Raw genomic sequence first — 24,830 nt, 5'->3', positions numbered from 1 at the left:
CTCTCAACGGGGGGTCAGTGCGACCGTGCGGGGAAAGTTCGAGGGGTTCTGCCCGGTGACCCGCGAAGGGGGTCGGCGTCGGGACAGGGTGTAACCGTTCGCGGTGGCAGGTCATTCCGCCTACCCGCGGCGGGTCGGCCGTTTGGGGTGCTCGGCCGTGCGGGGGGGTTGGCCGTTGTGGTGCTCGGCCGTGCGGGCGATGTAACCGAGGCGACCTGGCGGGTGTTCCCGGCGGCTGCCGTGCCCGGCCATCGTGGTGCTCGGCCGTGCGGGGGGATGTAACCGGGGCGGCGTGGCGGGTGTTCCCGGCGGGTGTCTCCGGCCGGAGGATCTGGCGGCGTTCCCGGCGGGGCCGGCGCACCATGACCCTGGCTGTTGCGGTGGTCTGCCAGGTATAACGACCCGGCCCGGTCGCCGATTCCGCCGCCGGGGTGGCCCCGACCACCCGACGCCCGGGGCCAAACCGGACAACCCCCGACGCCGCCCGGGGCCGGAGAAACGGACACGGCGGACGAGGTGGCGTGATCGACTCGGGTTCCTGGAAGTCGCGGTGTCCGGGTGCCGGGGACTGCCCCGACTTCCTGAAAGCCGAGTGGATCATGCCGGTCTGCGCCGTTCGCGGGCCCCTGACTGCGCCGACTCGGAGCCAGAGCGTGGGCGTGGATCGGGCCGACTCAGGGGGGACGGCATCGTCGCGGACCGGACCGATTCGGGGCAAGAGCGTCCTGCCGACCGACCCGGCCGGGGGCGAGAGCGTCCTGCGGTTGGGCGCCGTGCACCGTGCCCTCGACCCGCCGTCCCGGTTCGGCGGCCGGACGGGGGAAACCTCGTGCGGAACCTCGCGCGCCTCGCATGATCGTGCTCGGTCCAGGAAACAGGCCCCTCCCGACGCCACGAGGCCACTACATCCAGGACAACACTGTTGCGTTAGGCGGAGTGGCTGTTCGTCAACCCCGCCCCGCCTCGTCGATCATGGAGTTGTGGTGGGCGACAAAGCGGCCCACACAGCACCAAGTCAGGCACCACAACCCCATGATCGACGAAGCCGGGCTGTCCTGATGCCCGATCTTGCGCTTACTGTCCCGACTTAAGGGGCATCCCGTACTCTTCGGCGACCGAAGGTGCAGGATCGGCGCAGGTGGGCGTTCCTGGAGTCCGAACCTGGGGTTTCGGAATGCACAATCGCCCCTTGCCCGAAGCAACCGATCGCCTTACGCAACGGTGTTGACAACCAGGATCGGGCACGATCATGGGGGCGCGACCGCCCATCAATGGGCTAGCGAGGACCGTCAGCGTGAGCTGGTCGGCCTCCGACCAGGCGAGCGAGGGCGGTGCTCAGGTGCTGGGCTTCGCCCCCGCGCCGTCGCCGGCCTTCGTGTCCTTGTCGAGGGCGGCCAGGATCGCCTCGGCGGTGCGCCGCCCCACCCCCGGCACCTCGGTGATCTCTTCGACGGTTGCGGCTGAGAGTCGCTTGAGCGAGCCGAAGTGCCGCAGCAGCGCCTTGCGACGCACCTCGCCGAGGCCGGGTACGTGGTCCAGCGCCGACTCGGTCATCCGCTTGGAGCGGCGCTGCCGGTGGAAGGTGATGGCGAACCGGTGGGCCTCGTCCCGCACCCGTTGCAGCAGGTAGAGCCCTTCGGAGGTGCGCGGGAGGATGACCGGGAACTCGTCGTCCGGGAGCCACACCTCCTCCAGCCGCTTGGCCAGCCCGCACAGCGCCACGTCGTCGATGCCCAGGTCGGCGAGGGCCTGCGCGGCGGCCGCGACCTGTGGGGCGCCGCCGTCGACGACCACCAGCTGCGGCGGGTACGCGAATTTTCGTGGTCGGCCGGTGGTCGGATCGATCAGGACACCGACCTGCGGCTCGACCGCGTCCTCGGGGGCGGCAGCGTCGTCGGCGGACTCCACGCCCACCTCGCCCGTCTCGGCCCTGGCGTCCAGGTAGCGGGCGAAGCGCCGACGGAGCACCTCCGACATCGCGGAGAGGTCGTCGGTGGCGCCCCGGACGATGAACCGCCGGTACTCGCTCTTGCGGGGCAACCCGTCCTCGAAGACCACCATGCTGGCGACCACGTCGGTGCCCTGGATCTGGGAGATGTCGAAACACTCGATGCGCAGCGGCGAGGTGCTCATGCCCAGCGCCTCGCTGATCTCGTCCAGTGCCTTGCCCCGGGTGGTCAGGTCACCGGAGCGCTTGAGCTTGTGCCTTGCCAGCGCGTCCTTGGCGTTGCGCTCCACCGTCTCCATCAGTGAGCGTTTGTCGCCACGCTGCGGCACCCGCAGCGACACCCGACTGCCACGGTGGTTGGAGAGCCACTCGGCCAGCGCCTCGGCGTCCGCGGGCAGCTCGGGGACCAGCAGCTCGCGAGGTACGTCGGCCTCGCCGTGCTCGCCGCCGTACACCTGGGTGCAGAAGTGGTGCACCAGGTCCCCGGTGGTCAGGTCCTCGGTCTTCTCCACCACCCAGCCGCGCTGGCCGCGGACCCGGCCGTCGCGGACGTGGAAGACCTGCACGGCCGCCTCGAGTGGGTCGTCGGCGAACGCGACGACGTCCGCGTCGGTGCCGTCGCCGAGCACCACGGTCTGCTTCTCCATGGCCCGGCGCAGCGCGGCCACGTCGTCGCGCAGCCGGGCGGCCCGCTCGAACTCCAGCTGCTCGCTCGCCTCGGTCATCTCGCGTTCGATCTTGCGGACCATGGTGTCGGTGCGCCCGGCCATGAAGTCGCAGAACCCGTCGACGATCGCCCGGTGTTCGTCGGCGGAGACGGTGCCCACGCACGGCGCCGAGCACTTGCCGATGTAGCCCAGCAGGCAGGGGCGACCGACCTGACCGGCCCGCTTGAACACCCCGGCGGAGCACGTGCGCGCGGGGAACACCCGCAGCAGCAGGTCGAGGGTCTCCCGGATGGCCCAGGCATGCGAGTAGGGACCGAAGTAACGCACGCCCTTGCGCTTGGCGCCGCGCATCACCTGGAGCCGTGGGTACTCCTCGTCGAGGGTGACGGCGAGATAGGGGTACGACTTGTCGTCGCGGTAGCGGACGTTGAACCGCGGGTCGTACTGCTTGATCCAGGTGAACTCCTGCTGGAGCGCCTCGACCTCGGTGCCGACGGTGATCCAGTCCACCGACTCGGCGGTGGTGACCATCTGCCGGGTGCGCTCGTGCAGGTTCCAGACGTCGCCGAAGTAGGAGTTGAGTCGGCTGCGCAGATTTCGCGCCTTGCCGACGTAGATCACCCGGCCGGTGCCGTCGCGAAAGCGGTAGACCCCCGGTAGCTCCGGGATGGTGCCGGGTGCGGGGCGATAGGTCGAGGGGTCAGCCACACCAACAAGCCTAGTCCGCAGCACCGACAGCCCACCGCAGGCGTGATCCACTCGGCGGCCCGGGAGTCGGGGTGTCGGCACACCGCTGACACCCCGACGTCCCGAAACGCGAGTCGATCCTGCGACGCCGGGCCGACCGACCGGTCGACGTGCGCGGCCGGGGCAGCCCGGCGTCGGATCAGGCCAGCGAGATCTGGTCGCCGGTGACCTTGATCTCCTTGGGCGGCAGCGGCTTGGTGGCCGGGCCGGCCTTCACCGAGCCGTCCTCGATCGAGAACTTGCTCCCGTGGCAGGTGCAGTTGATGGTGCCGCCGTCGACGTTCGTCACCGGGCAGTTCTGGTGCGTACAGATCGGGCTGAAGCCCTTGAACTGGCCCGCCGCGGGCTGGGTGATGACCACACCTTCGGCGGCGAGGACCTTGCCGCCACCGACCGGGATGTCGGCGGTGGTGGCCAACGACTGGGCATTCTGCCGGTCGCCGCCGCCGGCGTCACCGGTGCTGGGCACGGCGGGACCACCACTGGTGGGTGCGTCACTGCCGCTACCGCCGTCGTCGCTGCCGCAGGCAGCCAGGACGACGGCCGCGCCGACCGCCCCGACGCCGGTGAGCAGGGTACGACGTGTCTGCGTACCCGGACCGGTCAGCGCCTGATCGTCACTCATGCCTCGCCTCTCTCTAGCCCGCTGCGCCGGTCGAAAGCCGGCCACACTTCTCCACACGGGCAACTGTGCCGGATGGTTCATCGCGGCACTCGTTCGACCCGGCAAATGCGGCGGGGCGGGTCGTCAACCGACCCGCCCCGCCCCACGAACACGCACAGACTGGTCAGCGCGCGGCGGCCGGCACCTTACGGTTGGCCCGCGCCTTGGTCACGCCGTTGGCCTTGGCGGCCCGGGTGGTGGCGGCAGCCGCACCCTTGGCCTTGCCGTCGAGCTTGAGCACCTGGCGCAGGAACTCGCCGGTGTGGCTCTCGGCCACCTCGGCGACCTCCTCGGGGGTGCCGGTGGCGAGCACGGTGCCGCCCCGGTGGCCACCCTCGGGACCCATGTCGATCAGCCAGTCCGCGGTCTTGATCACGTCGAGGTTGTGCTCGATGGTGATCACCGTGTTGCCCTTGTCGACAAGCCCTTCCAGCACCATCAGCAGCTTGCGGATGTCCTCGAAGTGCAGACCGGTGGTCGGCTCGTCGAGCACGTAGACCGTCCGCCCGGTGGAGCGCTTCTGCAGCTCGGAGGCGAGCTTGACCCGCTGCGCCTCACCACCGGAGAGGGTCGGCGCGGGCTGACCGAGGCGGACGTAGCCCAGGCCGACGTCGACGAGCGTCTTGAGGTGCCGGTGGATGGGCGGGATGGCGGAGAAGAACTCGGCGCCCACCTCGATCGGCATCTCCAGCACGTCCGAGACGGTCTTGCCCTTGTAGTGCACCTCCAGGGTCTCCCGGTTGTACCGGGCGCCCTTGCAGACCTCGCACGGGACGTACACGTCGGGAAGGAAGTTCATCTCGATCTTGATGGTGCCGTCACCCGAGCACGCCTCGCAGCGCCCGCCCTTGACGTTGAAGGAGAACCGGCCCGGGCCGTAGCCGCGCACCTTCGCCTCGGTGGTCTCCGCGAAGAGCTTGCGGACGTGGTCCCAGACACCGGTGTAGGTGGCCGGGTTGGAGCGCGGCGTCCGGCCGATCGGCGACTGGTCCACGCCGACGACCTTGTCCACGTGCTCCAGACCGGAGACCCGGGTGTGCCGACCGGGCACCAGCCGGGCGCCGTTGATCTGGTTGGCGAGCACCGCGTAGAGGATGTCGTTGACCAGCGTCGACTTGCCCGAGCCGCTGACCCCGGTGACCGCGATCATCTGGCCCAGCGGGAACGAGACGGTCAGGTTGCGCAGGTTGTGCTCCCGCGCGCCGTGCACCACCAGCTCCCGGTCCGGGTCCTGTGGGCGGCGGCCCGTCGGCGTCGGGATCGACCGTCGACCGGACAGGTATGCCCCGGTGATCGACTCCTTGTTCTTCAGCAGCGCCGGCACCGAGCCGCTGTGCACGATCTTGCCGCCGTGCTCACCGGCGCCGGGCCCGATGTCGACGATCCAGTCGGCGGTGCGGATGGTGTCCTCGTCGTGCTCCACCACGATCAGCGTGTTGCCCAGCCCGCGCAGCCGGATCAGGGTCTCGATCAGCCGATGGTTGTCGCGCTGGTGCAGCCCGATCGACGGCTCGTCGAGCACGTAGAGCACGCCCACCAGGCCGGAGCCGATCTGGGTGGCCAGCCGGATGCGCTGTGCCTCACCGCCGGACAGCGTGCCGGCCGGGCGGTCCAGGGAGAGGTAGTCCAGGCCGACGTCGAGCAGGAACCGCAGCCGGGCGTTGATCTCCTTGAGGACCCGCTCGGCGATCATCTTCTGCCGGTCGGTCAGCTCGATGCCGGCGAGCAGGTCGGCGCACTCGCCAACGGACAGGTTGCAGACCTCGGCGATGCTCTTGCCGGCCAACGTGACCGCGAGGACCTCGGGCTTGAGCCGGGCGCCGCCGCACGCCGCGCACGGCACGTCGCGCATGTAGCCCTCGTACTTGTCGCGGGACGACTCGGACTCGGTGTCGGAGTGCCGGCGCTCGATCCACTGCACCACGCCCTCGAAGCCGGTGTAGTAGGAGCGCTCACGGCCGTACTTGTTGCGGTAACGCACGTGCACCTGATCGTCGGAGCCGTGCAGGATCGTCTTCTGCGCCCGCGCCGGCAACGCCCGCCACGGGGTGTCGATGTCGAAGTGCTGGGCCTCGCCGAGCGCCTCCAGCAGGCGCAGGAAGTATTCGAGGTTGTGCCCGGTGGACCAGGGCTGGATGGCGCCCTCACGCAGGCTGCGCTCAGGGTCGGGAACCAGCAGCTCCGGGTCGACCTCCTTCTTGGTGCCCAGGCCGGTGCACTCCGGGCAGGCGCCGTAGGGCGCGTTGAAGGAGAAGACCCGGGGCTCGAGATCCTCGATGGCGAGCGGGTGGTCGTTGGGGCAGGCCAGGTGCTCGGAGTAGCGGCGCTCGCGGTCCGGGTCGTCCTCGGGAAGGTCGACGAAGTCGAGCAGGACCAGGCCGCTGGACAGGCCCAGGGCGGCCTCGACCGAGTCGGTGAGGCGCTGCTTGGCGCTCGGCTTGACGGTGAGCCGGTCGATCACCACCTCGATGGTGTGCTTCTCCTGCTTCTTGAGCTTCGGCGGCTCGGTCAGCGGGTGCACCACGCCGTCGACCCGGGCCCGGGCGTAGCCCTTGGCCTGGAGCTCGGCGAAGAGATCGACATATTCGCCCTTGCGGCCGCGGATGACCGGGGCGAGCACCATGAACTTGGTGCCCTCGGCCATCGCGAGAACCCGGTCGACGATCTGCTGCGGGCTCTGCCGGGAGATGCGCTCACCACAGACCGGGCAGTGCGGCTCACCGATGCGGGCGTAGAGCAGACGCAGGTAGTCGTAGACCTCGGTGATGGTGCCGACGGTCGAGCGCGGGTTGCGCGAGGTGGATTTCTGGTCGATCGAGACGGCCGGGCTCAGGCCCTCGATGAAGTCGACGTCTGGCTTGTCCATCTGGCCGAGGAACTGCCGGGCGTACGACGAGAGCGACTCGACGTAGCGGCGCTGCCCCTCAGCGAAGATCGTGTCGAAGGCCAGGCTCGACTTGCCCGACCCGGACAGCCCGGTGAACACGATGAGTGCGTCCCGGGGCAGGTCGAGACTGACGTCACGCAGGTTGTGCTCGCGCGCGCCACGGATGATCAGTCGGTCGGCCACGGTGCGTGTACTCCCGGGAGAAGACGAAGCGAAGGATCTGTCCCGCTCTGGGTGGTCTTGAGCGGTCGTGCGGGCGCGGAAAACACGCCTCGGCAACTCTAGCCCCGAGGTATGACAGTTTCCCTCGCCCGCACATTCCCCCAGCTCAGCCCGGTCGGCCGCGCCGCCCGCCTGCCCGGGCGCCCGCCCGTCGGCGGACGCCCGGTCAGTAGCCGCCGGGCGTCGGCGGACGCGCGGCCCGACGCCGCGCCGAACGCCACCCGCCGCGCCGCTCCGCCGCCACCCGGGCCTCCCGCCGTCGGCTCTCGTGGGTTACCTCACCCTGTAGTCGCCGCCAGCTCTCCCACCGACGGGTGGAGAGCTCGCCGGTGTGCAGCGCCTCCCGGACCGCGCAGGCCGGCTCGCCGTCGTGGCCGCAGTCGGCGTACCGGCAGCCCTCGGCCAGCCCGGTGATGTCGGCGAACGCCCGGTCGAGCCCGGTTGCGCCGTCCAGCAGGCCGACCGCCCGGACACCGGGCGTGTCGATCACCGCACCGCCACCGGGGATGGGTACGAGGGCCCGCCAGGTGGTGGTGTGCCGACCCTTGCCGTCGACGCGCCGGATCGCCTGGGTGGGCATCATCACCGCCCCGACGAGGGCGTTGACCAGGCTCGACTTGCCCGCACCGGACGGGCCGAGCAGGCCGAGCGTGCGGCCGGGCGTCACCTCGGCGCGCAGCGGTTCCAGCCCGAGGCCCCGTTCGGCGCTGACCGGCAGCACCGGCACCCCGGGTGCGACGGCGGCCAGCTGGTGGGCCAGCGCGGCCGGGTCGGCCGCGAGGTCCGCCTTGGTCAGGACGACAAGTGGCCGGGCGCCGGACTCGTGGGCCAGGGAGAGCAGGCGCTCGATCCGGCCCACGTCCGGCTCGGGGTGCACCGGCTCCACCACGGCGGCGGCGTCGAGGTTGGCGGCCAGCACCTGGCCGCTGGCGTCCTTGCCGGCGGTACGCCGGATCAACGCTCCTCGCCGCGGCAGCACCGCCTCCACTGTGACGCGGCGGTCCGGCCAGTGGGTCAGCAGCACCCAGTCCCCGGCGCAGGGCAGCGCGGACGGGTCCCGCGCGGCGGCGGTCAGCACCGCCCCACCCAGACTGGCCCGGAGCGGGCCGGCCGCTGTGAGGACCGTGCAGACTCCCCGGTCCACCCGGGCCACCCGACCCGGCTGGTGCTCGCCGCGTCGCGCGGCGTACGCCGTCCGCTCGGCGTCCCAGCCGAGGGCGGTCAGATCGATCGTCATGGCATCCTCATCGGTGTCGAAGCTGGTGATGGCGGAACACGCGTGCCACGTCCGGCATGATCACCACCTCCGTCCGATGTCCCGGTGCCGCGTCTGCCGCTGACGGTAGGTCGCGCGCCGACGCGCCGAAAGCGATTTCCCCGGCGACGGCGCGACGGCGGACCGCTAGGGTCGACGGGTGACCACGGATCCGCTGCTGCTGATGGGCGAGGTGGACGCGGCCACCAGCCGACTACTACGTACCGCCGCTTCTTTCGACGCCGCGGACCTGGCCGCGGCGTCGCTGCTGCCGGGCTGGACGCGCGGCCACGTGCTGGCACACGTGGCGCGCAACGCCGACGGCTTCGTCAACCTGCTCACCGCGGCCCGCACCGGGGAGGCGCTGCCGATGTACGCCTCGCTGGACGCCCGCACCGCGGACATCGAAGCCGGTTCAAGCCGGCCACCTGCCGCGCACCTGGACGACCTGCGGCGCACCGCGGACCTGTTCTCCGAGGCGGTCGCGGCGATGCCGGCCGATGCCTGGGCGGCGACGGTGCAGGCGCGTAAGGGCCCGTGGCCGGCGGCGCTGCTCGTCTGGGGCCGGCTGCGGGAGATCGAGGTGCACCACCTTGATCTGGCTGCCGACTACCGGGCCGCGGACTGGTCGGAGACGTTCGCCCACCGTCTGCTGCGGGAGGCGGCCAGCCATCACGCCATGGGGCCGACACCGCCGTCGATGGTGCTGCGCCTCGACGGCAGCGAGCACGAGGTGATGATCGGGGAGCGCGTGGACGCCCCGGTCGTCGCCGGTCCCGCCCCCGACCTCGCCGCCTGGCTGATCGGCCGCGCCGACGGCGCCACGCTCTCCGTCACCCCTGACGGTCCCCTGCCTACTCCACCGGAATGGATCTAGAAACGTCATGACATACAGCGGAGACGTCACGCACGGCGGCCCACCGGCGGTTCGGGAGCTGGACGGGCTGGCCATCAGCAAGCTGTCGGTGGGTCCGATGGACAACAACGCCTACCTGCTGCGCTGCACGGGCACCGGTGACCAGGTGCTGATCGACGCCGCCAACGAGGCGCCCCGGCTGCTCGAACTGATCGGTGCCGGTGGGCTCAGCGCCGTGGTGTCGACCCACCAGCACATGGATCACTGGGTGGCGCTGGAGGAGGTCGTCGCCAAGACCGGCGCCCGGGCGCTGGTGCACGCCGACGACGCGGCGGGGCTGCCGATCGAGGCGGAGCGCCTGGCCGACGGCGACACCGTGGCGGTCGGCGACTGCGCGCTGGAGGTCATCCACATCAAGGGGCACACCCCGGGTTCGATCGCGCTGCTCTACCGCGACCCGGCCGGCACACCGCACCTCTTCACCGGCGACAGTCTCTTCCCGGGTGGAGTGGGTAACACCGACAAGGACCCGGAGCGCTTCGCGGCGCTGATCGGCGACGTCGAGCACAAGCTGTTCGACCAACTCCCGGACGACACCTGGTTCTACCCGGGCCACGGCAAGGACAGCACCCTGGGCGCCGAACGCCCCTCCCTCCCCCAGTGGAAAGCCAGAGGCTGGTAACCCACCACCAGACAGAAGACCCGACGTCAACCAGGAACCACCAAGATCAATAACCCCACCGACGGCGGCGGCACCCCGCGCGAACCGGAACAACGACGGGGCGGGGGCCCGCCGTGCCCGGCGCAGGGATCAAGCCTGACCGCCCGGAGCCGGTCACGGCGGGCCCCCGCCCCCACCCACCGCAACCCAGCCCCAGCGCCCCCCCCCCCAGAACGAAGACAACTCAGCCGACGACGGAGAACAACCGCCGCCGCGCCCCCAGCAACGCGACGGAAGCCAGCACCAGCCCGACCCCCATGGTGACCAGCAGTGGGCTGGGGTTGCCCGGCAGCAGGCCGGCCACCGACCGGGACGCGGTGCCCAGGGCGAGGTAGAGACCGGCCCAGGCGGCCGCGCCGAGCGTCGCGCAGCCGAGAAATCGACGGTACGACATCCGCAGCCCGCCGGCGGCCAGTGGCAGCAGCGCGTTGAAGACCGGCAGGAACGGCGCGACCACCATCATCCGGCCGCCGCCGCGCCGCAGGATTCCTTCGGCCGCTGTCCAGCGGCTCTCGCCGATCCAGCCGCCGAGGCGGCTGTCGCGCAGTCGGTCGGAGTAGTGACGGCCGACCAGGAAGCTCAGCGACCAGCCGGCCAGGCAGCCGATCAGCACCGCGGTGAAGGTGGCCAGCCCGGTGCTCGGGCGGCCGACGCCGACGGCGGCGAGGATCGCCACGTCGCCGGGGACGAGGACACCCAGCAGGGGTACGGCGTCGAAGAGCATGACGAGCCCGAGCGCACCCATCAGCAGAACAACTGGTAGTTCTCCGATCTGGGCCAGCCATTGCGTCATGAGTTGACGCTATGGCCGCGGTAGCAGTTCGGACATCGGGTCGTAGCCCCGAGTGACCCCTGGTATCCGCCTCGGGGTCGCCCCTGAGTCGGGGTCCGCCTCAGGCGGGGCGCAGCACCTGCACGTGGCGGAGCGACGAGTCGACCGACGGTTCGGTGGTGGGCACCGGGTAGTCGGCCAGCACGGTCAGGCGGTCCGTCGGTAGGTGTCCCCGGCCGGGGTCGCCGACCAGCACGTCGGCCCCCGCGGCGGCGGCCCGCTGAAGGAAGGGCAGCATCCGGTCGGCCATCGCGCGGTCGTAGAAGACGTCCCCGGCGACGACCAGGTCGACCTTCGCTTCGGTGTTGTCGAGCAGGTCGTCCCCGGTGGCGTCGACGGTGACGTCGTTGGCCCGCGCGTTGAGGGTGACGGCGGCGACGGCGTACGGGTCGATGTCGTTGGCGATCACCTCCGCGGCGCCGGCCAGCGCGGCGGCGATGGCCACCAGCCCGGACCCGGCGGCGAGATCGAGCACCCGGCGGCCGGCGGCCAGCTCCGGGTGGTCGAGGAGGTGGCGGGCGAGGGCCTGTCCACCGGCCCAGGCGGACGCCCAGTACGGCGCCGGCAGTGTGTGTCCGGCGTTGGCCTCCATCCGCGCCCACCAGACGATCGCGTCCTCGGCGAGGTGAAGCCGCACCTCGGGGACGAACGGGGTGGGCATCAACCGGAGCCGGTCCAGACCGGCGCCGGGCGCATGGATCTCGCGTTCCAGCTCGGTCAGCGCGTCGGCTGCGGCATCTCTCATCGGCGCAAGCATGCCCCAGCGGCGGTTGGTCGGGGCGGGTTTCACATGCCGCCGCGCAGAGTTCACCCGACTTCAGTCAAATACCTACGGCACTTCGGCCAGCGGATCGGGGTTTTGCCCGTTACTGTCGAACAGGTACGGGCGATCATCGGCCAGAGGCCGAGGGTCAGCCGCTTTGAACAGGGAGAGATGCATGGCAACCGGCACGGTTAAGTGGTTCAACTCGGAAAAGGGCTTCGGCTTCATCGAGCAGGACGGTGGAGGGCCGGACGTGTTCGTCCACTACTCCGCCATCGCTTCGAGCGGCTACCGGGAGCTCAACGAGGGCCAGAAGGTCGAGTTCGAGGTGACCCAGGGGCAGAAGGGTCCGCAGGCGGACAACGTCCGCCCGATGTAGCTCCGTGCCGGTGACGGCGGCCGGTCTCCGGCCGCCGTCGCAGCGCACTCAAGACGCCGCCGGGGCGGCGGGCAGGTCCCGCCGCCTCCGGATTGGCCCAACCAACAGAATCAACGGGGTGAGCGCCAGCCAGGCGGTCATCACGACAATTGCCGTCCCGACGCCGTAACGTACGCCGATCGCGCCGGCCAGCACGGCCGCCAGCGGGATCGTGCCGTAGTTGAGCAGGTGCATGCTCACTGTCACCCGGCCCAGCAGGTGGTGCGGCGTGTAGGTCTGCCGGAAGGCGCCCTTGACCACGTTGCCGATGGCCACCCCGAGGCCGACCAGCAGACCGCCGAGGGCTGGCCAGGCCAGCCCGACGCCGGGTGCGGCGAGCGGGATGAGCAGCGCGGGCGGGCCGGTGAGCGCCGCCGCGATCAGCAGCGCCCGTGCGGTGCCGCAGCGCCGGGCCACAGTGGTGGCGAGCAGCGCGCCGATGATCCCGCCGGCGCTCATCACGCCGACGAGCCCACCCACCAGCCCCGGCTCGAGGCGCAGTTCGCGGACCAGGAAGACCACCAGGACGGCCTGGTAGCCGGTCAGCCCGATGTTGCTGGCCGCGCCGAAGACCGTCAGCACCCGTAGGTACGGGTCCCGGATGACGAAACGCAGCCCCTCGGTGATGTCCCGGCGCAGCGATCGGGATCGTTGCGCGGGGCGTACGCGTGGTTCGCGGGTGCGGATGCGCAGCAGGAACACCGCGGAGAGCAGGAACGTGAGCGCGTCCAGCAGCAGTGCGGCGACGGCGCCGGTGAGCTGGGCGATCAGGCCGGCGAGGCCGGGGCCGACGACGTAGCTCACGGTCTGGGTCGCCTGGAGCTTGGCGTTGCCCTCCGGCAGTTGCCCGGGTCGCAGCAGCACCGGCAGGTAGACCTGGTCGGCGGTTTCGAAGAAGACCCGCGCGGCGCCGGCGCTGAGGGCGACCACCAGCAGCTGCGCGACGGTGAGCCGGTCCAGCAGGGCGGCCAGCGGCACGCTGAGGAAGGCCACCGCGCAGAGCAGGTCGCAGATCACCATCACCGGTCGGCGGGGCAGCCGGTCGACCCACGCGCCGGCCGGCAGGCCGATCAGCAACCAGGGCAGCCAGGCCGCGGCGGTGAGCACCGCCACCTGGAAGGTGCCGGCGTCGAGGATGGCGACCGCTACCAGGGGCAGCGCGACAGTGGTGACGTTGCTGCCGACGCTGCTGACCGCCTGGCCGGCCCAGAGCAGCCGGAAGTCGCGGTGCCGCAGCAGCCCTCCGGTCGACCGGACGTCGGTGGAGTCGCCGCGGGTGGCGGTGGTCACGGTCGGGCCGGTACGCCGTGGACGAACACGAAGACCGGCCTGCGGTCGGCGTCGTCGTCGGGCAGCTCCCGGTCGGCCCAGCGCGCGAGGACCTCGATCATTTCGCGGCTCAGCTCGGCCAGCTCCTCAGGTGTGAGGCGTAGCCAGTGGTCGGTGGAGAACGGCGCGTCGTTCCAGGTGGCCTGGGTGCTCTCGTCGGCGGCGTGCCAGGCCCGGGCCAGGGCGACGTGCCGGTCCAGGTTGAGCGAGGTGGCGGCGTCGGCGACCGCTCGGGCGGCCGGGTCGGCGTCGAAGTCGGCGTTGGACCAGCGCAGCTTCCGGGTGACCAGGCGCCACCACCGCTCGCGCCGGTCCCGGGCCAACTCGGGCGCCTCGGCGACCAGGTCGGCGGCGGCGAGGACCTTGAGGTGGTGGCTGACGTTCGCGGGGGCCTGGTCGGTGCGCTCGGCGAGCATCCCGACGGTGGAGGGCCCGTGGACCTTGAACACGTCCATCAGCCGGCGGCGTAGCGGGTGGGACATGGCGGCCAGCACCCGCGAGTCGGTGACCTGGCGTACGTCGGGGCTGTCCATGTCGACAGGATGACATCTGCAACAGCTCTTGCGCAATATATGTTGCTCAAGAGCTGTTGCAGATGCGCCAAGAGGGGCGGCCCGGCGGCCCTCGGGCCACCCCTCGCTCAGGCGACCAGCCGGCGGGCCAGCTCGTCGGCGACCTGCTTGGCCATGGTGGGCGGGATGGCTGCGGCGATCTTCTCCGGCGTCAGCGAGGCCAGCACACCCTGGACGATCGCCGGCTCGTCGGTGAAGTCCCGGTTGGACAGCGCGGTCAGCGCTGTCTGCAACGCGCTCACCTGAGCGGCGAGCGACGTCAGCGTCGGGTGCGCCGAGACGAAGTTCGGGACGGTGGCATCCTCACCCATCGACATCCGGGTGTAGATCTGCCCGATCGGGTTGCGGCCATCCAGCACCGTGAGGTTCTTGTGGACGGTGGCCAGCCAGTTGTGTTCTTCGGGGGTCATGTCGTCGTCCTCCAAGAGTCCGATGGAGCTGAGGTAGCGGCGGAACAGGGGCCGCTGGTCGCGGCCCGCCTTGATGGCGTCGCGGAAGAAGCTGAAGTGGGTGTGCCAGCGGTGTGAGCTGTCGCCGCTGGTGCGCTTGCCAAGGCGGTCCCACCGCTTCACAGTGGTGCCGTCGGGGCTGTAGATGATCTCCCGGATGTCCCGGGTGTCGGCCGCGTTCGCGGCGCACTGCGCGACGCACCAGACCGAGAAGCTGGGCAGGGTGTTCGTACGCCCACCGGAGCGGACGTTGAACTGGCCGACGTCCAGCGCCGCCGCGTCGAGGGTCAGCCCGGCCCGGTCGCGGGGCGACTCGACCACCGAGTAGTCGTTCGTGACCACCCGGTCCGATCCGCAGTGGTAGCCACCCCGGTGGGCCGAGTCGCCGACGATGCCGACCTCGCCCGGGTCCAGGTCGTCTGGCCCGGGGGCGTTGTCGAGGTGAGTGAGGAGCAGGCTTCGGACGGCCAGAAGATTAGCCGGGGCCCGGGTCATGGGGTCCCCCTTTCCGAGAGGTGGGGACCGGGCACGACGTCACACCGCGTACGCGGTGCTGGGCTTCGGGCGAGCCCGGCCTACTGGTGCACGGCGCCGGGCGTTGACTCAACCATAGCCCGCGTTTTCGGCAAACGCCCAGCTCAGGACGGGTCTGTTCAGATTGGAACTTGCGGCGGGGCAGAGTGGACGATCGGCAGCAGCAGCGCCGAGGGGTGCGCCGGGTCGTGCAGGACCTGCCGCCAACCGGCACGCAGCGTCACCGCCGTGCCGAGCGGCTCCCCGGTGCCGGGGTTGCGGGCCCACCGTGGATGGGCGCCGCCGGAGACCTGCACCCGCAGCCGGTGCCCGGCGGCGAACCGGTACGCGGTCGGCCAGAGCGGCACCGGAATCCGCAGCGCCCCGCAGGGGTCGGCCGGGAAGCGCTCGGGTGTGACCCGCACCAGGCCGTCGCACACGTTCCACGAGCGACCCCGACGGTCCACGTCGCACAGACGAACGAAGACGTCCAGGTACGGCAGGTCGCTGCGGACGTGGATCTCGGCGCGGACCGGGCCGATCACCTCGATCGGCCCGGTCAGCGGGGCGCTGGTGTAGGTCAGCACGTCGGGGCGGGCCTCGACGCGCCGGTTGTCCACCGGGCCGGCCCGTTGGGCGACGAGCAGTGGGCCGCCCAGCGACGGGGTGGGGTCGGCGGGGTCGTAGCGGAGTGCGTCCGGTGTCGACGCGACCGGTGGACGTGCGGCCAGCTCGCCACCGGGTTGCAGGTGCCAGGCGGTCTCGGTCGCCGGGGGTGGCCAGTCCGGCAGGTCCCGCCAGCCCCCGCCTGCGCCGCTGACGTGGATGCGCACGGGCGGCCGGGCGGGCCGCGCCGGACCGGGCGATCGCGGGACGGCCGGCAGGTGCTCGTCGAGCCAGGCCAGCCCCTCGCGCAGCGCGGCCGTGAACAGTCCGGGACTGCCGTGCGTCCACGGGCCGATCACCAGGCGCGGCGGTGTGCCGGCGGCGCGCAGCACGGCGTGGTCGTCGAGCTGGGCGGGCAGGAAGATGTCGTGCCAGCCGGTGACCATGACCACCGGCGCCCGCACCTTGGCGACCTGGTCGGCGAAGACCCGGGTCCGCCAGTACGCGGCCTGCGGGGTGTGGTGGCGCAGCCACTCCTGGAAGAACGGGATGGTCACGCCGGTGGCCACCCGGTCGGCGTCGGCCAGGGGAAGGTGATCCAGCGCGGCGGCCAGCCGGGGCTGCCCGCGCTTGAGTTCCCACTGCCGGGCCAGCCACGGCACGGTCTGCGCGTGTAGCAGCTCCGCCCAGGTCAGCACGGTGTCCAGGGCGAAGGACTCCCCCGCGTACGTCGAGTCGCGGGTGGCCGAGGCGGTCACCACGGCGACCATCGCGCGCAGCTCCTCGCCGGCGTCGGCGGCCAGGGCCCACTGCGCGAAGCCCTGATAGCTGACCCCGAACATGCCGAGCTGCCCGGACCACCAGGGTTGACGACGCAGCCAGTCCAGGGTGTCCGCGCCGTCGTCGCGCTCGTGCACCAGCGGGGCGAACGTTCCACCGGAGCCGCCGGTGCCCCGGCACGACTGGATCACGGCGTGCCGACCCCGGGCGGCGAGCAGCCGACCGAGCAGCCGCAGCGGTCCAGCCCGCCCGTAGGGGGTGCGGATCAGCACTGTCGGCGCGACGCCGACGGCCGGGGCGTAGTGGTCGGTGCGCAGCACCACACCGTCGCGGGCCCGCACCGGGAGGTCACGGCTGACCCGCACCGGGGCGGGACGGGTCGGCGGCAGGCGCAGCGCGGCGCTGGCGAGGCGTGTGACGAGCCGGTCGGGCACCGGTCAGCCCGTCGGGCGGCGGGGTGACTCCGGCCGGGCGGCGCGCACCGCGTCGCGGTGCCCCCGCAGCGACTCGCTCATCTCCGCCATGAACCGGTGCACCACCTCCAGCTCGTCTTCGCCGAAGCGGGCCATCACCGTGTCGGTGCGGGCGCCCAGCGGCTGGAAGAACTGCATGGCCAGGGCGGCGCCCTGGTCGGCGTAGTGCAGCAGCACCTTGCGCCGGTCGACGGTGTCCCGGTCGCGGCGGATGTGCCCGGCCCGCTCCAGGCGGTCGATCAGGGCCGTGACCGAGCCGGAGGAGAGGTTCAGCTGCTCGCCGAGTCGGCCGGGGGTGATCGGATCACCGAGCAGCTCGGCGTCCATCACCGCGATCAACGCCTGCAGGTCGGTCGGGTTGAGGCCGTGCAGGTTGGCGAAGGCGTGGCCGACCTGCTGGGCGTCCACCGCGTACCGCCGGAGGTTGTTGGTGATCTCCGCGACCAGCTGCTCGCGGCGCGTGTCGCGCCGTCGGTACATGCCGTGAGTCGCCACCTCGCGCCGCTCTTCCCGTCGTCGGTCCCCCGGGTTGCAGCATAGAACAGCCCCGGATAATCTCGGCTATCAAGATACTCGACTTTCGAAGGACCTTGAGGTCACCTGATGTCTGTGTTCACCAGAGTCGCTCGTGGCCGGCTGGCCGCCTGGCTCACCGTGGCCGCCGCGATCGTCGTGGGCGCGGCCGTCTTCGGGACACCCCAGCCGGACAACCCGGCGCCGGTCTCCACCACCGGCCTGTCCGTGCAGTGGCAGTCGACCCAGGTGCAACGTCTCCAGGATCAGCTGCCGTCGCGCGACGTGCAGCCGGCCATCGTGGTGATCAGTCGTGGTGACGGCGGGGCGCTGAGCGAGACCGACCGGGCGACAGCCGGCGCTCGCGCCGACGACCTGCGCCGGTTCGCGGTGGGTGGGCAGGTCAGCCCCGCCCAGATCTCCCCGGACGGCGCGGTGGCCCTGGTCGCCGTGCCGCTGGACACCGCCGGCGGGCAGGAGGTCGTCACCGACACGGTGACCCAGCTGCGCGCCACCCTCGCGGACCTGCCCGACGGGCTGACCGCCGAGGTGACCGGCGCACCGGCGTTCACCGCCGACCTCTCCTCGGTGTTCGACGGCGCCGACGTCACGCTGCTCGTGGTGACCGCCGCCGTGGTCGCGCTGCTCCTGCTGATCACCTACCGCAGCCCGTTCCTGTGGATCGTGCCGCTGGCAGTGGTCGCCGCGACCGAGCAGCTCACGCTGCGCGCGGTGGACGTCATCGTGCCGGGCGTCGGCATCAACCTCCAGCAGGGTCAGGTCACCGGCATCGCCAGCGTGCTGGTCTTCGGCGCCGCCACCGACTACGCGCTGCTGCTCATCGCTCGCTACCGGGAGGAGCTGCGCCGCGAGGAGGACCGGTTCGCGGCGATGCGCGCCGCGCTGCGTCGCACCGCGGAGCCCATCCTCGCCAGCGGCGGCACCGTCGTGCTCGGCGTCCTCACCCTGCTGCTCAGTGAGCAGGAGACCAACCGGGCACTGGCCGTGGCGTGCGCCACCGGTGTGGTCTTCGCCATGCTCTCGGCCCTGTTCGTGCTCCCCGCCGTGCTGGTGCTCTTCGGCCGCGGCCTGTTCTGGCCGTTCGTACCCCGGGTCGGTGGCCCGGTCCGCGAGGGCCGGCTCTGGGGTCGACTCGGCGCCGCCGTGCAACGCCGGCCAGTGGTGGTCGCGACGCTGGCCACAGTGCTGCTCGGCGGCCTGGCGCTGGGTGGGCTCGGCATCCGTACCGGCCTGTCCGAGACCGAACAGTTCCGGGCCGAGCCCGAGGCGGTGACCGGGGCGCAGACCCTGGCCAGGGCCTTCCCCGCCGGCAGCACCCAACCCGTCGCCGTGATCACCACCCCGGCGGCGGTGCGGGCGGTCACCGACGCCGCCACCGCGGTACCCGGTGTCGCCTCGGCCCGCCCCGGCGACGCCGGCGAGGCCGTCGCCCAGGTCGACGTGGTCCTCGACGCCGAACCCGGCACCACCGCCTCGGACCGCGCGATCGAGGCGCTGCGGGCGGCGGTCGCCGCCGTCCCCGACTCCGCGCCGCCGGCTGCCGCCGGCGCCGACGCCCCGTCCGGGGCGATCGTCGGTGGCTCCGTGGCCGCCACGTACGACTCCGACGAGGCCAACGACCGGGATCTGCGACTCATCCTTCCGATCATCCTGCTGCTCGTCGGTGGCGTGCTCGTGCTGCTGCTACGCGGCCTGCTCGCGCCGCTGCTGTTGGTGCTGACAGTGATCGCCTCGTACTTCGCCAGCCTCGGCGCGGCCTGGCTGCTCTTCGACCACGTGCTGGGTTTCCCGGCCCTGGACAGCGGTGTGCTGCTGCTCGCCTTCGTGTTCCTGGTGGCGCTCGGGGTGGACTACAACATCTTCCTGGTCACCCGGGCCCGGGAGGACGCCCGCAGCGCCGGCACCCGCGCCGGGATGCTCTCCGCCCTGCGGGTCACCGGCGGTGTGATCACCAGCGCCGGCGTGCTGCTCGCCGCTGTCTTCGCCGTGCTCGGCGTGCTGCCGCTGATCACCCTGACCCAGATCGGCATCATCGTCTGCATCGGTGTCCTGCTGGACACCCTGCTGGTCCGCACGGTCCTGGTGCCGGCGTTGGCGTTCCTGCTCGGCGACCGCTTCTGGTGGCCCGGCCGCATCACGCGCGACAGGGTGCGGGCCACCCCGCGCTCACCCGAACCGGTCGCCGCGCACGACTGACCGACACGTCGGGGCCGTGGCGAATCCGTCACGGCCCCGTCGACGTCAGTACGCCAGGCAGACGCACTCGCTCATCAGCGCCCGCACGTTGCGCACGTACGACGGGTTGGGGATGGTCAGCGGCTTCCCCTCCTGCGCCACAGCACCGTGCCCGAAGTTGTACGCGGCGATGACGGCGTTGAGCAGGCAGGAATTCAGCTCGCTGGTGCACAGTGCCGGGTCGAGCCGGAAGTCGGACTCGAAGTACATGTCGCCGATGTACTTCGTCGCCCAGGCCAGGTAGGTGGCGCCGAGGTAGGCGTTGTCCTGGTAGGCGTCGATCTTGTAGCTCTTCTCGAACCGCTGGTTCATCCAGGTCGCGGTGTCCGGCATCACCTGCAACAGCCCGACGCCGCCGTCGCAGGCGTAGATGTTGGACTGCCAGCCGCTCTCCTGCCAGGCGGTGGCCTTGAGCAGGGTGAGCGGGATCTTGATGTCCGGCGCCGAGACCGGCCAGTAGGTGCGGTCGGCCGCCTCGGTCAGCGCCGCCTTCACCTCGGCCCGGGTCGCCTGGCTGCCCTTGTAGGTCGGCTTGCAGGAACTCGGTGCGGGCTTCGGAGGCGCCGGCGGAACCTCGGTCTCGGTGGGCGGCTTCGGCACCGGGCGCGGCTTCGGCGCCGCCCGGGTCGGCTTCTTCGTCGGCTTCGGCTTCGGGGTCGCGCTACGACCCGGCGCGGAACCCATCGATTCCACGGCGCTCACCGACGGGCTCGGCTCAACGCTGACCTCGTCGGACGGGGCATCCGTCGGCCCTTCGGTGACGGCGACCGGCGCGGACAGGCCCGATGGGCTCTCCCCCTTGGCGGCGCAGCCGACCAACGCGCTCGCCAGCAGGAGCCCGGCGAGCACCGCGGCGGCCAGCCGACCCCTCCGTCGCACCATGCCGTTGCCTCCCCCGTGTGATTGTCGCCGCACCCTAACAAGGTTCGACCGGGCGGCGGTGCCCCTGCGACGGCCGCCGGGGGGTCTGGTCCACCGGGGGCTGACCTTTGCCCACCGCCCGGTCCCGGGTCGCCCAGGCGACCATGAACACCACGGTCCAGAGCACCCCGAGCAGCACCGCCGCTGCCGTTCCGCTCGCCGTGTCCAGTCCGAGGTAGAGCCGCGCGCCGCCGATCCCGAGCACCCCCGCAGCCGCGGCGGTCCAGGCGGCCACCGCCACCGGCCAGCGGGCGCTGCGCGAAACCAGCCAGGCCAGGGTGCAGAAGCTCGCCGCGACCACGGCGTTCTGGGTCGAGAGCGGGGCCACCTCACCGCCGCCCGGGGCGGTCCCGTTGGGGCCGGTCAGCTCGGCCACCACGGCCAGCACCACCAGCGGCACGAACGCGCCGACTGTACCGACCACGCTGAGCAGGTCCGCCCGCCAGGGTCGGTTGCGCCACGCCAGCACCGCCGCCACCAGCGCCACCAACACGATCAGCACCGACCCGCGTACCACCGACACCACTACCAGCGTGACGTCGGCGGCGTCCGGGGTACGCCGAGCGGCGAACCACCCCGCGATGGCGCCGTCCAGCGCGGCCAGCCCACTGTTGCGGACCGCCACCGCGAGCAGACCGGCGATGGCGAGCCCGGCGGCGAACAGCAGCAGCAGCCCGGCGGCCAGATTGAGCAGCAGCGTCCAGGCCGGGCCGATCCGCATGGCCACCAGGAAGAACAGCACCCCGTAGCGGGCGGTGAGCCACCGCACCGGGGGCAATGCGCCGGCCCGGGACAGCAGCGCGCGCACCGGGTCGGGGTTTCGACCCAGCCACCGACCCACGAGCACCACACCCACCAGGCCGGCCAGCAGCAGGAGCGCCACCCCGGTGGCCCGGCCGAGCAGCCGGGAGACCGTGTCGTACGACTCACCGGCGAGGTGACCGAGCAGCACCGAGCCGCTCACCCAGGTCACCACCCCGGCCAGGTTCCAGAGGGCGAACCGCCGGTACGGCATGCCAGCCGCACCGGCCAGCCGGGGCACCAGGGTCCGGGCGAAAGCCACCCATCGGGCGGCGAACACCCCCCGCCCACCGAGGCGGGCCAGCATGGCGTCCGCGCGGGCCCACCGCTGCGGCCCGACCCGGTGACCCAGCCCGGCACGCAGCCGGGAGCCGTACCGCCGTCCGGCGCGAAAGGCCAGCCCATCGCCGAGGACCGCCGCGACGATCATCGCGAACAACGCCGGCCCGAGCCGCAAGGTACCGTTGTAGGTGAGGAAGCCGACGAGCAGCAGGGTAGCCTCACCCGGCACGAGCAGGCCGAAGATCACCGCGGTCTCGCCCGCCACGATCAGCGCGGCGACCAGGTAGATCCACAGGGTGGGCAGACCCTGCACCCAGGTCAGCAGGTCGTGCACTCAGGCCCCCGCAACACGGGTGCCAGCATGCCAGCCCGGGGAACCACCGGCACAGCGGTTTCACCATAGATCAGGGGCACCTGGGGGTGACCCCGACGCAGCCTGCGCGAGCGCAGGCGGAAGGATAGAGGGTATGCAGCTTCGCACCGACCTCCGCAACGTCGCCATCATCGCTCACGTCGACCACGGTAAGACCACCCTGGTCGACGCCATGCTGCGGCAGGCCGGCGCGTACGGCGCACGCGGCGAGAACACCGAGCGGGTGATGGACTCCGGTGACCTGGAACGGGAAAAGGGCATCACGATCCTGGCCAAGAACACCGGCGTGCACTACCTGCCGGCGGACGGCTCCGACCCGGTCACCATCAACATCATCGACACCCCCGGCCACGCCGACTTCGGTGGCGAGGTGGAGCGTGGCCTGACCATGGTCGACGGTGTGGTGCTGCTCGTCGACGCCAGCGAGGGCCCGCTGCCGCAGACCCGTTTCGTGCTGCGCAAGGCGCTGCAGGCGCGGATGCCGATCATTCTGGTGATCAACAAGGTGGACCGTCCGGACGCCCGGATCAAGGAGGTCGTGGACGACACCTACGAGCTCTTCCTCGACCTGGACGCCGACGAGGAGCAGATCGACTTCCCGATCGTCTACGCCTGCGCCCGCGACGGCGTCGCCTCGCTGACCCAGCCCGCCGACGGGTCGGTGCCGGATGACAGCACCTCCCTGGAGCCGCTGTTCCGCACTTTGCTGGACACCATCCCGCCGCCCTCGTACGACGACGGCGCGCCGCTGCAGGCGCACGTGACCAACCTCGACGCCTCGCCGTTCCTCGGCCGGCTGGCGCTGTGCCGGGTCCGCCAGGGCACCATCAACAAGGGCCAGACGGTGGCGTGGTGCCGCACCGACGGCAGCACCCAGCGGGTCCGCATCTCCGAGATGCTGATGACCGAGGGCCTGGAGCGTAAGCCGGCGGAGACCGCTGGCCCGGGCGACATCATCGCTGTCGCCGGCATCCCCGAGATCATGATCGGTGAGACGCTCGCCGACGCGGAGAACCCGATCGCGCTGCCGCTGATCACTGTCGACGAGCCGGCCATCTCGATGACCATCGGCACCAACACCTCACCGCTGGTCGGCCGGGTCAAGGGCGCCAAGGTCACCGCCCGGATGGTCAAGGACCGGCTCGACAAGGAGCTGGTCGGCAACGTGTCGCTGCGGGTGCTGCCCACCGAGCGCCCCGATGCCTGGGAGGTGCAGGGCCGTGGTGAGCTGGCGCTGGCCATCCTGGTCGAGCAGATGCGCCGGGAGAGCTACGAGCTGACCGTCGGCAAGCCGCAGGTGGTCACCAAGGAGATCGACGGCAAGACCTGCGAGCCGGTCGAGCGGCTGACCATCGACGCGCCCGACGAATACCTGGGCGCGATCACGCAGCTCCTCGCGACCCGCAAGGGCCGGATGGAGCAGCTGGTCAACCACGGCACCGGCTGGATCCGGATGGAGTGGCTCGTTCCGGCGCGTGGCCTGATCGGCTTCCGCACCGAGTTCCTCACCGACACCCGGGGCACCGGCATCCTGCACCACGTCTTCGAGTCCTACGAGCCGTGGTTCGGTGAGCTGCGGACCCGCAACAACGGCTCGCTGGTCGCCGACCGGGCCGGCGCGGTCACCGCCTTCGCGATGACCAACCTGCAGGAGCGCGGTCAGCTCTTCGTCGAGCCGACCACCGAGGTGTACGAGGGCATGATCGTCGGGGAGAACTCCCGCTCCGACGACATGGACGTCAACATCACCAAGGAGAAGAAGCTCACCAACATGCGGCAGTCGACCTCCGACGAGACCGAGAAGCTGGTCCCGCCGCGCAAGCTCACCCTGGAGCAGGCGCTGGAGTTCTGCCGCGAGGACGAGTGCGTCGAGGTCACCCCGGCCACTGTGCGCATCCGCAAGGTGGTGCTCGACCAGCAACTGCGGGGCCGGGCCACCGCCCGCCGCAAGCACGCCGGCTGACCCCACCAGCACCCGACACCGGGCGCGTCGGCCGCTTGCGGCCGGCGCGCCCGGTGTCTTTCCTCCGACGGGTACGCGGACCCGCCCGACAGCTGATCCGCTACGGTCACCGGCATGACCTGGGATGATCTCGACGCCCACCTGGACCGGGTGCCCGGCACCGTCTCCGCGTACGTGGGGCGACTCGACGCCCCGCCGACCTGGACCCGCCACGCGGACGCCGGCCACTACGCCGCGAGCACCATGAAGGTGGCGGTGCTCGCCGCGCTGCACCGCGCCGCCGAGGCCGGCACCCTGGACCTGGACGCCCCGGTCCCGGTCGTCAACGACTTCGACTCCGCCCGGCCCGGCGCACCCCGCTTCGCCAACGCGCAGCCCTACGACAACGACGACGCGGTCTGGGACCGCGTCGGCGGCACGGCGTCGCTGCGCTGGCTGGCCGACCGGATGATCGTGCGCTCCAGCAACCTCGCCACCAACCTCGTCCTCGGCCACGTCGGGCTGCCAGCGGTCGCCGAGGTCTGGGCGCTCGCCGGTGCCCGCAACAGCATCACCGGCCGCGGCATCGAGGACTTCGCCGCCCGCGAGGCCGGCATCACCAACACTGTCACCGCCGCTGACCTGGCCGCCCTGCTGGGCGCCCTGGCCACCGGGGCCGACAACCCCGGCCCACTCGCCTCACCGGCCGCCTGCACCACCATGCTGGACGTCCTGCTCGCCCAGGAACACCGCGAGGACCTCGCCGCCGGCCTGCCCGCGGGCACCCGCATCGCGCACAAGAACGGTTGGGTACGCGGCGTCCGCCACGGCGCCGGCGTGGTGCTGCCCGACGACGCCCCGCCGTACCTGGTCGTCGTCTGCACCACCACCGACCTGGCCGACAGCGAGGACCAGGTGGAGGACGACGCCTGCCTGCTGATCGCGCACATCTCGGCGCAGGTCTGGGCCGCCCGCCACCAGCTCTGACCCGACCGATCACCGCGGTGCGTGCGGGCTAGGCTGCTCGCACCCCCACCCC

Annotated in this window: 19 protein-coding genes; 6 read left to right on the top strand and 13 right to left on the bottom strand. The window is 71.7% G+C overall.

What is annotated here, in order from left to right; genetic code table 11:
• Positions 1 to 1,335: 1,335 nt before the first annotated feature.
• The 4 genes from uvrC to rsgA form a co-directional block, all read right to left on the bottom strand.
• Positions 1,336 to 3,324, bottom strand: coding sequence for an excinuclease ABC subunit UvrC (gene uvrC / locus ABZS40_RS32765; RefSeq protein ID WP_354948035.1), 1,989 nt, complete (start codon positions 3,322 to 3,324; stop codon positions 1,336 to 1,338).
• A gap of 178 nt (positions 3,325 to 3,502) precedes the next feature.
• Positions 3,503 to 3,988: a Rieske (2Fe-2S) protein gene (locus tag ABZS40_RS32760; RefSeq protein ID WP_354948033.1), complete on the bottom strand. Its 486-nt coding sequence runs from the start codon at positions 3,986 to 3,988 to the stop codon at positions 3,503 to 3,505.
• Positions 3,989 to 4,151: 163 nt separating this feature from the next.
• The gene (uvrA, locus tag ABZS40_RS32755; protein ID WP_354948031.1) at positions 4,152 to 7,097 is read right to left on the bottom strand and encodes an excinuclease ABC subunit UvrA; all 2,946 of its coding nucleotides are present in this window, start codon (positions 7,095 to 7,097) and stop codon (positions 4,152 to 4,154) included.
• A gap of 205 nt (positions 7,098 to 7,302) precedes the next feature.
• Entirely contained in the window at positions 7,303 to 8,373 is a 1,071-nt protein-coding gene (rsgA, locus tag ABZS40_RS32750; RefSeq protein ID WP_354948029.1) for a ribosome small subunit-dependent GTPase A, read from the bottom strand.
• Positions 8,374 to 8,551: 178 nt separating this feature from the next.
• Between rsgA and ABZS40_RS32745 the strand changes: the two genes are divergently transcribed.
• Both ABZS40_RS32745 and ABZS40_RS32740 read left to right on the top strand, forming a co-directional pair.
• Positions 8,552 to 9,268 (top strand): maleylpyruvate isomerase family mycothiol-dependent enzyme, encoded by a 717-nt coding sequence (locus ABZS40_RS32745; RefSeq protein WP_354948027.1) that lies wholly within the window; start codon positions 8,552 to 8,554, stop codon positions 9,266 to 9,268.
• A gap of 7 nt (positions 9,269 to 9,275) precedes the next feature.
• The gene (locus ABZS40_RS32740) at positions 9,276 to 9,929 is read left to right on the top strand and encodes an MBL fold metallo-hydrolase (protein ID WP_354948025.1); all 654 of its coding nucleotides are present in this window, start codon (positions 9,276 to 9,278) and stop codon (positions 9,927 to 9,929) included.
• A gap of 223 nt (positions 9,930 to 10,152) precedes the next feature.
• On the opposite strand, the gene ABZS40_RS32735 is transcribed toward ABZS40_RS32740, so the two are convergent.
• Together ABZS40_RS32735 and ABZS40_RS32730 are read right to left on the bottom strand one after the other, a co-directional pair.
• A complete protein-coding gene (locus tag ABZS40_RS32735; protein WP_354948024.1) occupies positions 10,153 to 10,761 on the bottom strand; it encodes a VTT domain-containing protein in 609 nt (202 codons plus the stop codon).
• A gap of 100 nt (positions 10,762 to 10,861) precedes the next feature.
• Positions 10,862 to 11,545 (bottom strand): 50S ribosomal protein L11 methyltransferase, encoded by a 684-nt coding sequence (locus tag ABZS40_RS32730; RefSeq protein ID WP_354948022.1) that lies wholly within the window; start codon positions 11,543 to 11,545, stop codon positions 10,862 to 10,864.
• Between the two features lie 193 nt (positions 11,546 to 11,738).
• Here ABZS40_RS32730 and ABZS40_RS32725 point away from each other — a divergent pair, with 193 nt between their 5' ends.
• Entirely contained in the window at positions 11,739 to 11,942 is a 204-nt protein-coding gene (locus tag ABZS40_RS32725; protein ID WP_007462771.1) for a cold-shock protein, read from the top strand.
• Positions 11,943 to 11,990: 48 nt separating this feature from the next.
• On the opposite strand, the gene ABZS40_RS32720 is transcribed toward ABZS40_RS32725, so the two are convergent.
• The 5 genes from ABZS40_RS32720 to ABZS40_RS32700 form a co-directional block, all read right to left on the bottom strand.
• On the bottom strand, positions 11,991 to 13,271 hold the full coding sequence (locus tag ABZS40_RS32720; protein ID WP_354948020.1) for an MFS transporter: 1,281 nt from the start codon (positions 13,269 to 13,271) through the stop codon (positions 11,991 to 11,993).
• On the bottom strand, positions 13,268 to 13,843 hold the full coding sequence (locus ABZS40_RS32715; protein WP_354948018.1) for a helix-turn-helix domain-containing protein: 576 nt from the start codon (positions 13,841 to 13,843) through the stop codon (positions 13,268 to 13,270). The genes ABZS40_RS32720 and ABZS40_RS32715 overlap by 4 nt, the downstream gene beginning before the upstream one ends.
• Before the next feature lie 107 nt (positions 13,844 to 13,950).
• Complete coding sequence (locus ABZS40_RS32710) at positions 13,951 to 14,826, bottom strand: hypothetical protein (RefSeq protein ID WP_354948016.1); 876 nt, start codon at positions 14,824 to 14,826, stop codon at positions 13,951 to 13,953.
• A 158-nt stretch (positions 14,827 to 14,984) separates the two neighbouring features.
• Complete coding sequence (locus ABZS40_RS32705) at positions 14,985 to 16,664, bottom strand: CocE/NonD family hydrolase (RefSeq protein WP_354948014.1); 1,680 nt, start codon at positions 16,662 to 16,664, stop codon at positions 14,985 to 14,987.
• 3 nt (positions 16,665 to 16,667) lie between these two features.
• Positions 16,668 to 17,183, bottom strand: a complete 516-nt coding sequence (locus ABZS40_RS32700; RefSeq protein ID WP_238659514.1) for a MarR family transcriptional regulator — start codon at positions 17,181 to 17,183, stop codon at positions 16,668 to 16,670.
• A 123-nt stretch (positions 17,184 to 17,306) separates the two neighbouring features.
• Here ABZS40_RS32700 and ABZS40_RS32695 point away from each other — a divergent pair, with 123 nt between their 5' ends.
• Positions 17,307 to 19,433: an efflux RND transporter permease subunit gene (locus ABZS40_RS32695; RefSeq protein ID WP_354948011.1), complete on the top strand. Its 2,127-nt coding sequence runs from the start codon at positions 17,307 to 17,309 to the stop codon at positions 19,431 to 19,433.
• Positions 19,434 to 19,478: 45 nt separating this feature from the next.
• Here ABZS40_RS32695 and ABZS40_RS32690 read toward each other — a convergent pair whose 3' ends face one another.
• Positions 19,479 to 20,354, bottom strand: a complete 876-nt coding sequence (locus tag ABZS40_RS32690) for a lytic transglycosylase domain-containing protein (RefSeq protein WP_354948007.1) — start codon at positions 20,352 to 20,354, stop codon at positions 19,479 to 19,481.
• Between the two features lie 34 nt (positions 20,355 to 20,388).
• Positions 20,389 to 21,810, bottom strand: a complete 1,422-nt coding sequence (locus ABZS40_RS32685; RefSeq protein ID WP_354948005.1) for a DedA family protein — start codon at positions 21,808 to 21,810, stop codon at positions 20,389 to 20,391.
• Positions 21,811 to 21,943: 133 nt separating this feature from the next.
• Between ABZS40_RS32685 and typA the strand changes: the two genes are divergently transcribed.
• Together typA and ABZS40_RS32675 are read left to right on the top strand one after the other, a co-directional pair.
• A complete protein-coding gene (gene typA, locus ABZS40_RS32680) occupies positions 21,944 to 23,812 on the top strand; it encodes a translational GTPase TypA (RefSeq protein ID WP_354948003.1) in 1,869 nt (622 codons plus the stop codon).
• A gap of 114 nt (positions 23,813 to 23,926) precedes the next feature.
• Positions 23,927 to 24,778, top strand: coding sequence for a serine hydrolase (locus ABZS40_RS32675; RefSeq protein WP_354948001.1), 852 nt, complete (start codon positions 23,927 to 23,929; stop codon positions 24,776 to 24,778).
• The last annotated feature ends 52 nt before the right edge of the window (positions 24,779 to 24,830 follow it).

It is taken from the genome of Micromonospora sp. NPDC005324 (assembly GCF_040607155.1).
Taxonomy (GTDB): Bacteria; Actinomycetota; Actinomycetes; order Mycobacteriales; family Micromonosporaceae; genus Micromonospora; species Micromonospora trifolii.
Note: the sequence above shows the minus strand (reverse complement) of the source record. Positions and strands in the feature narration are given on the sequence as shown.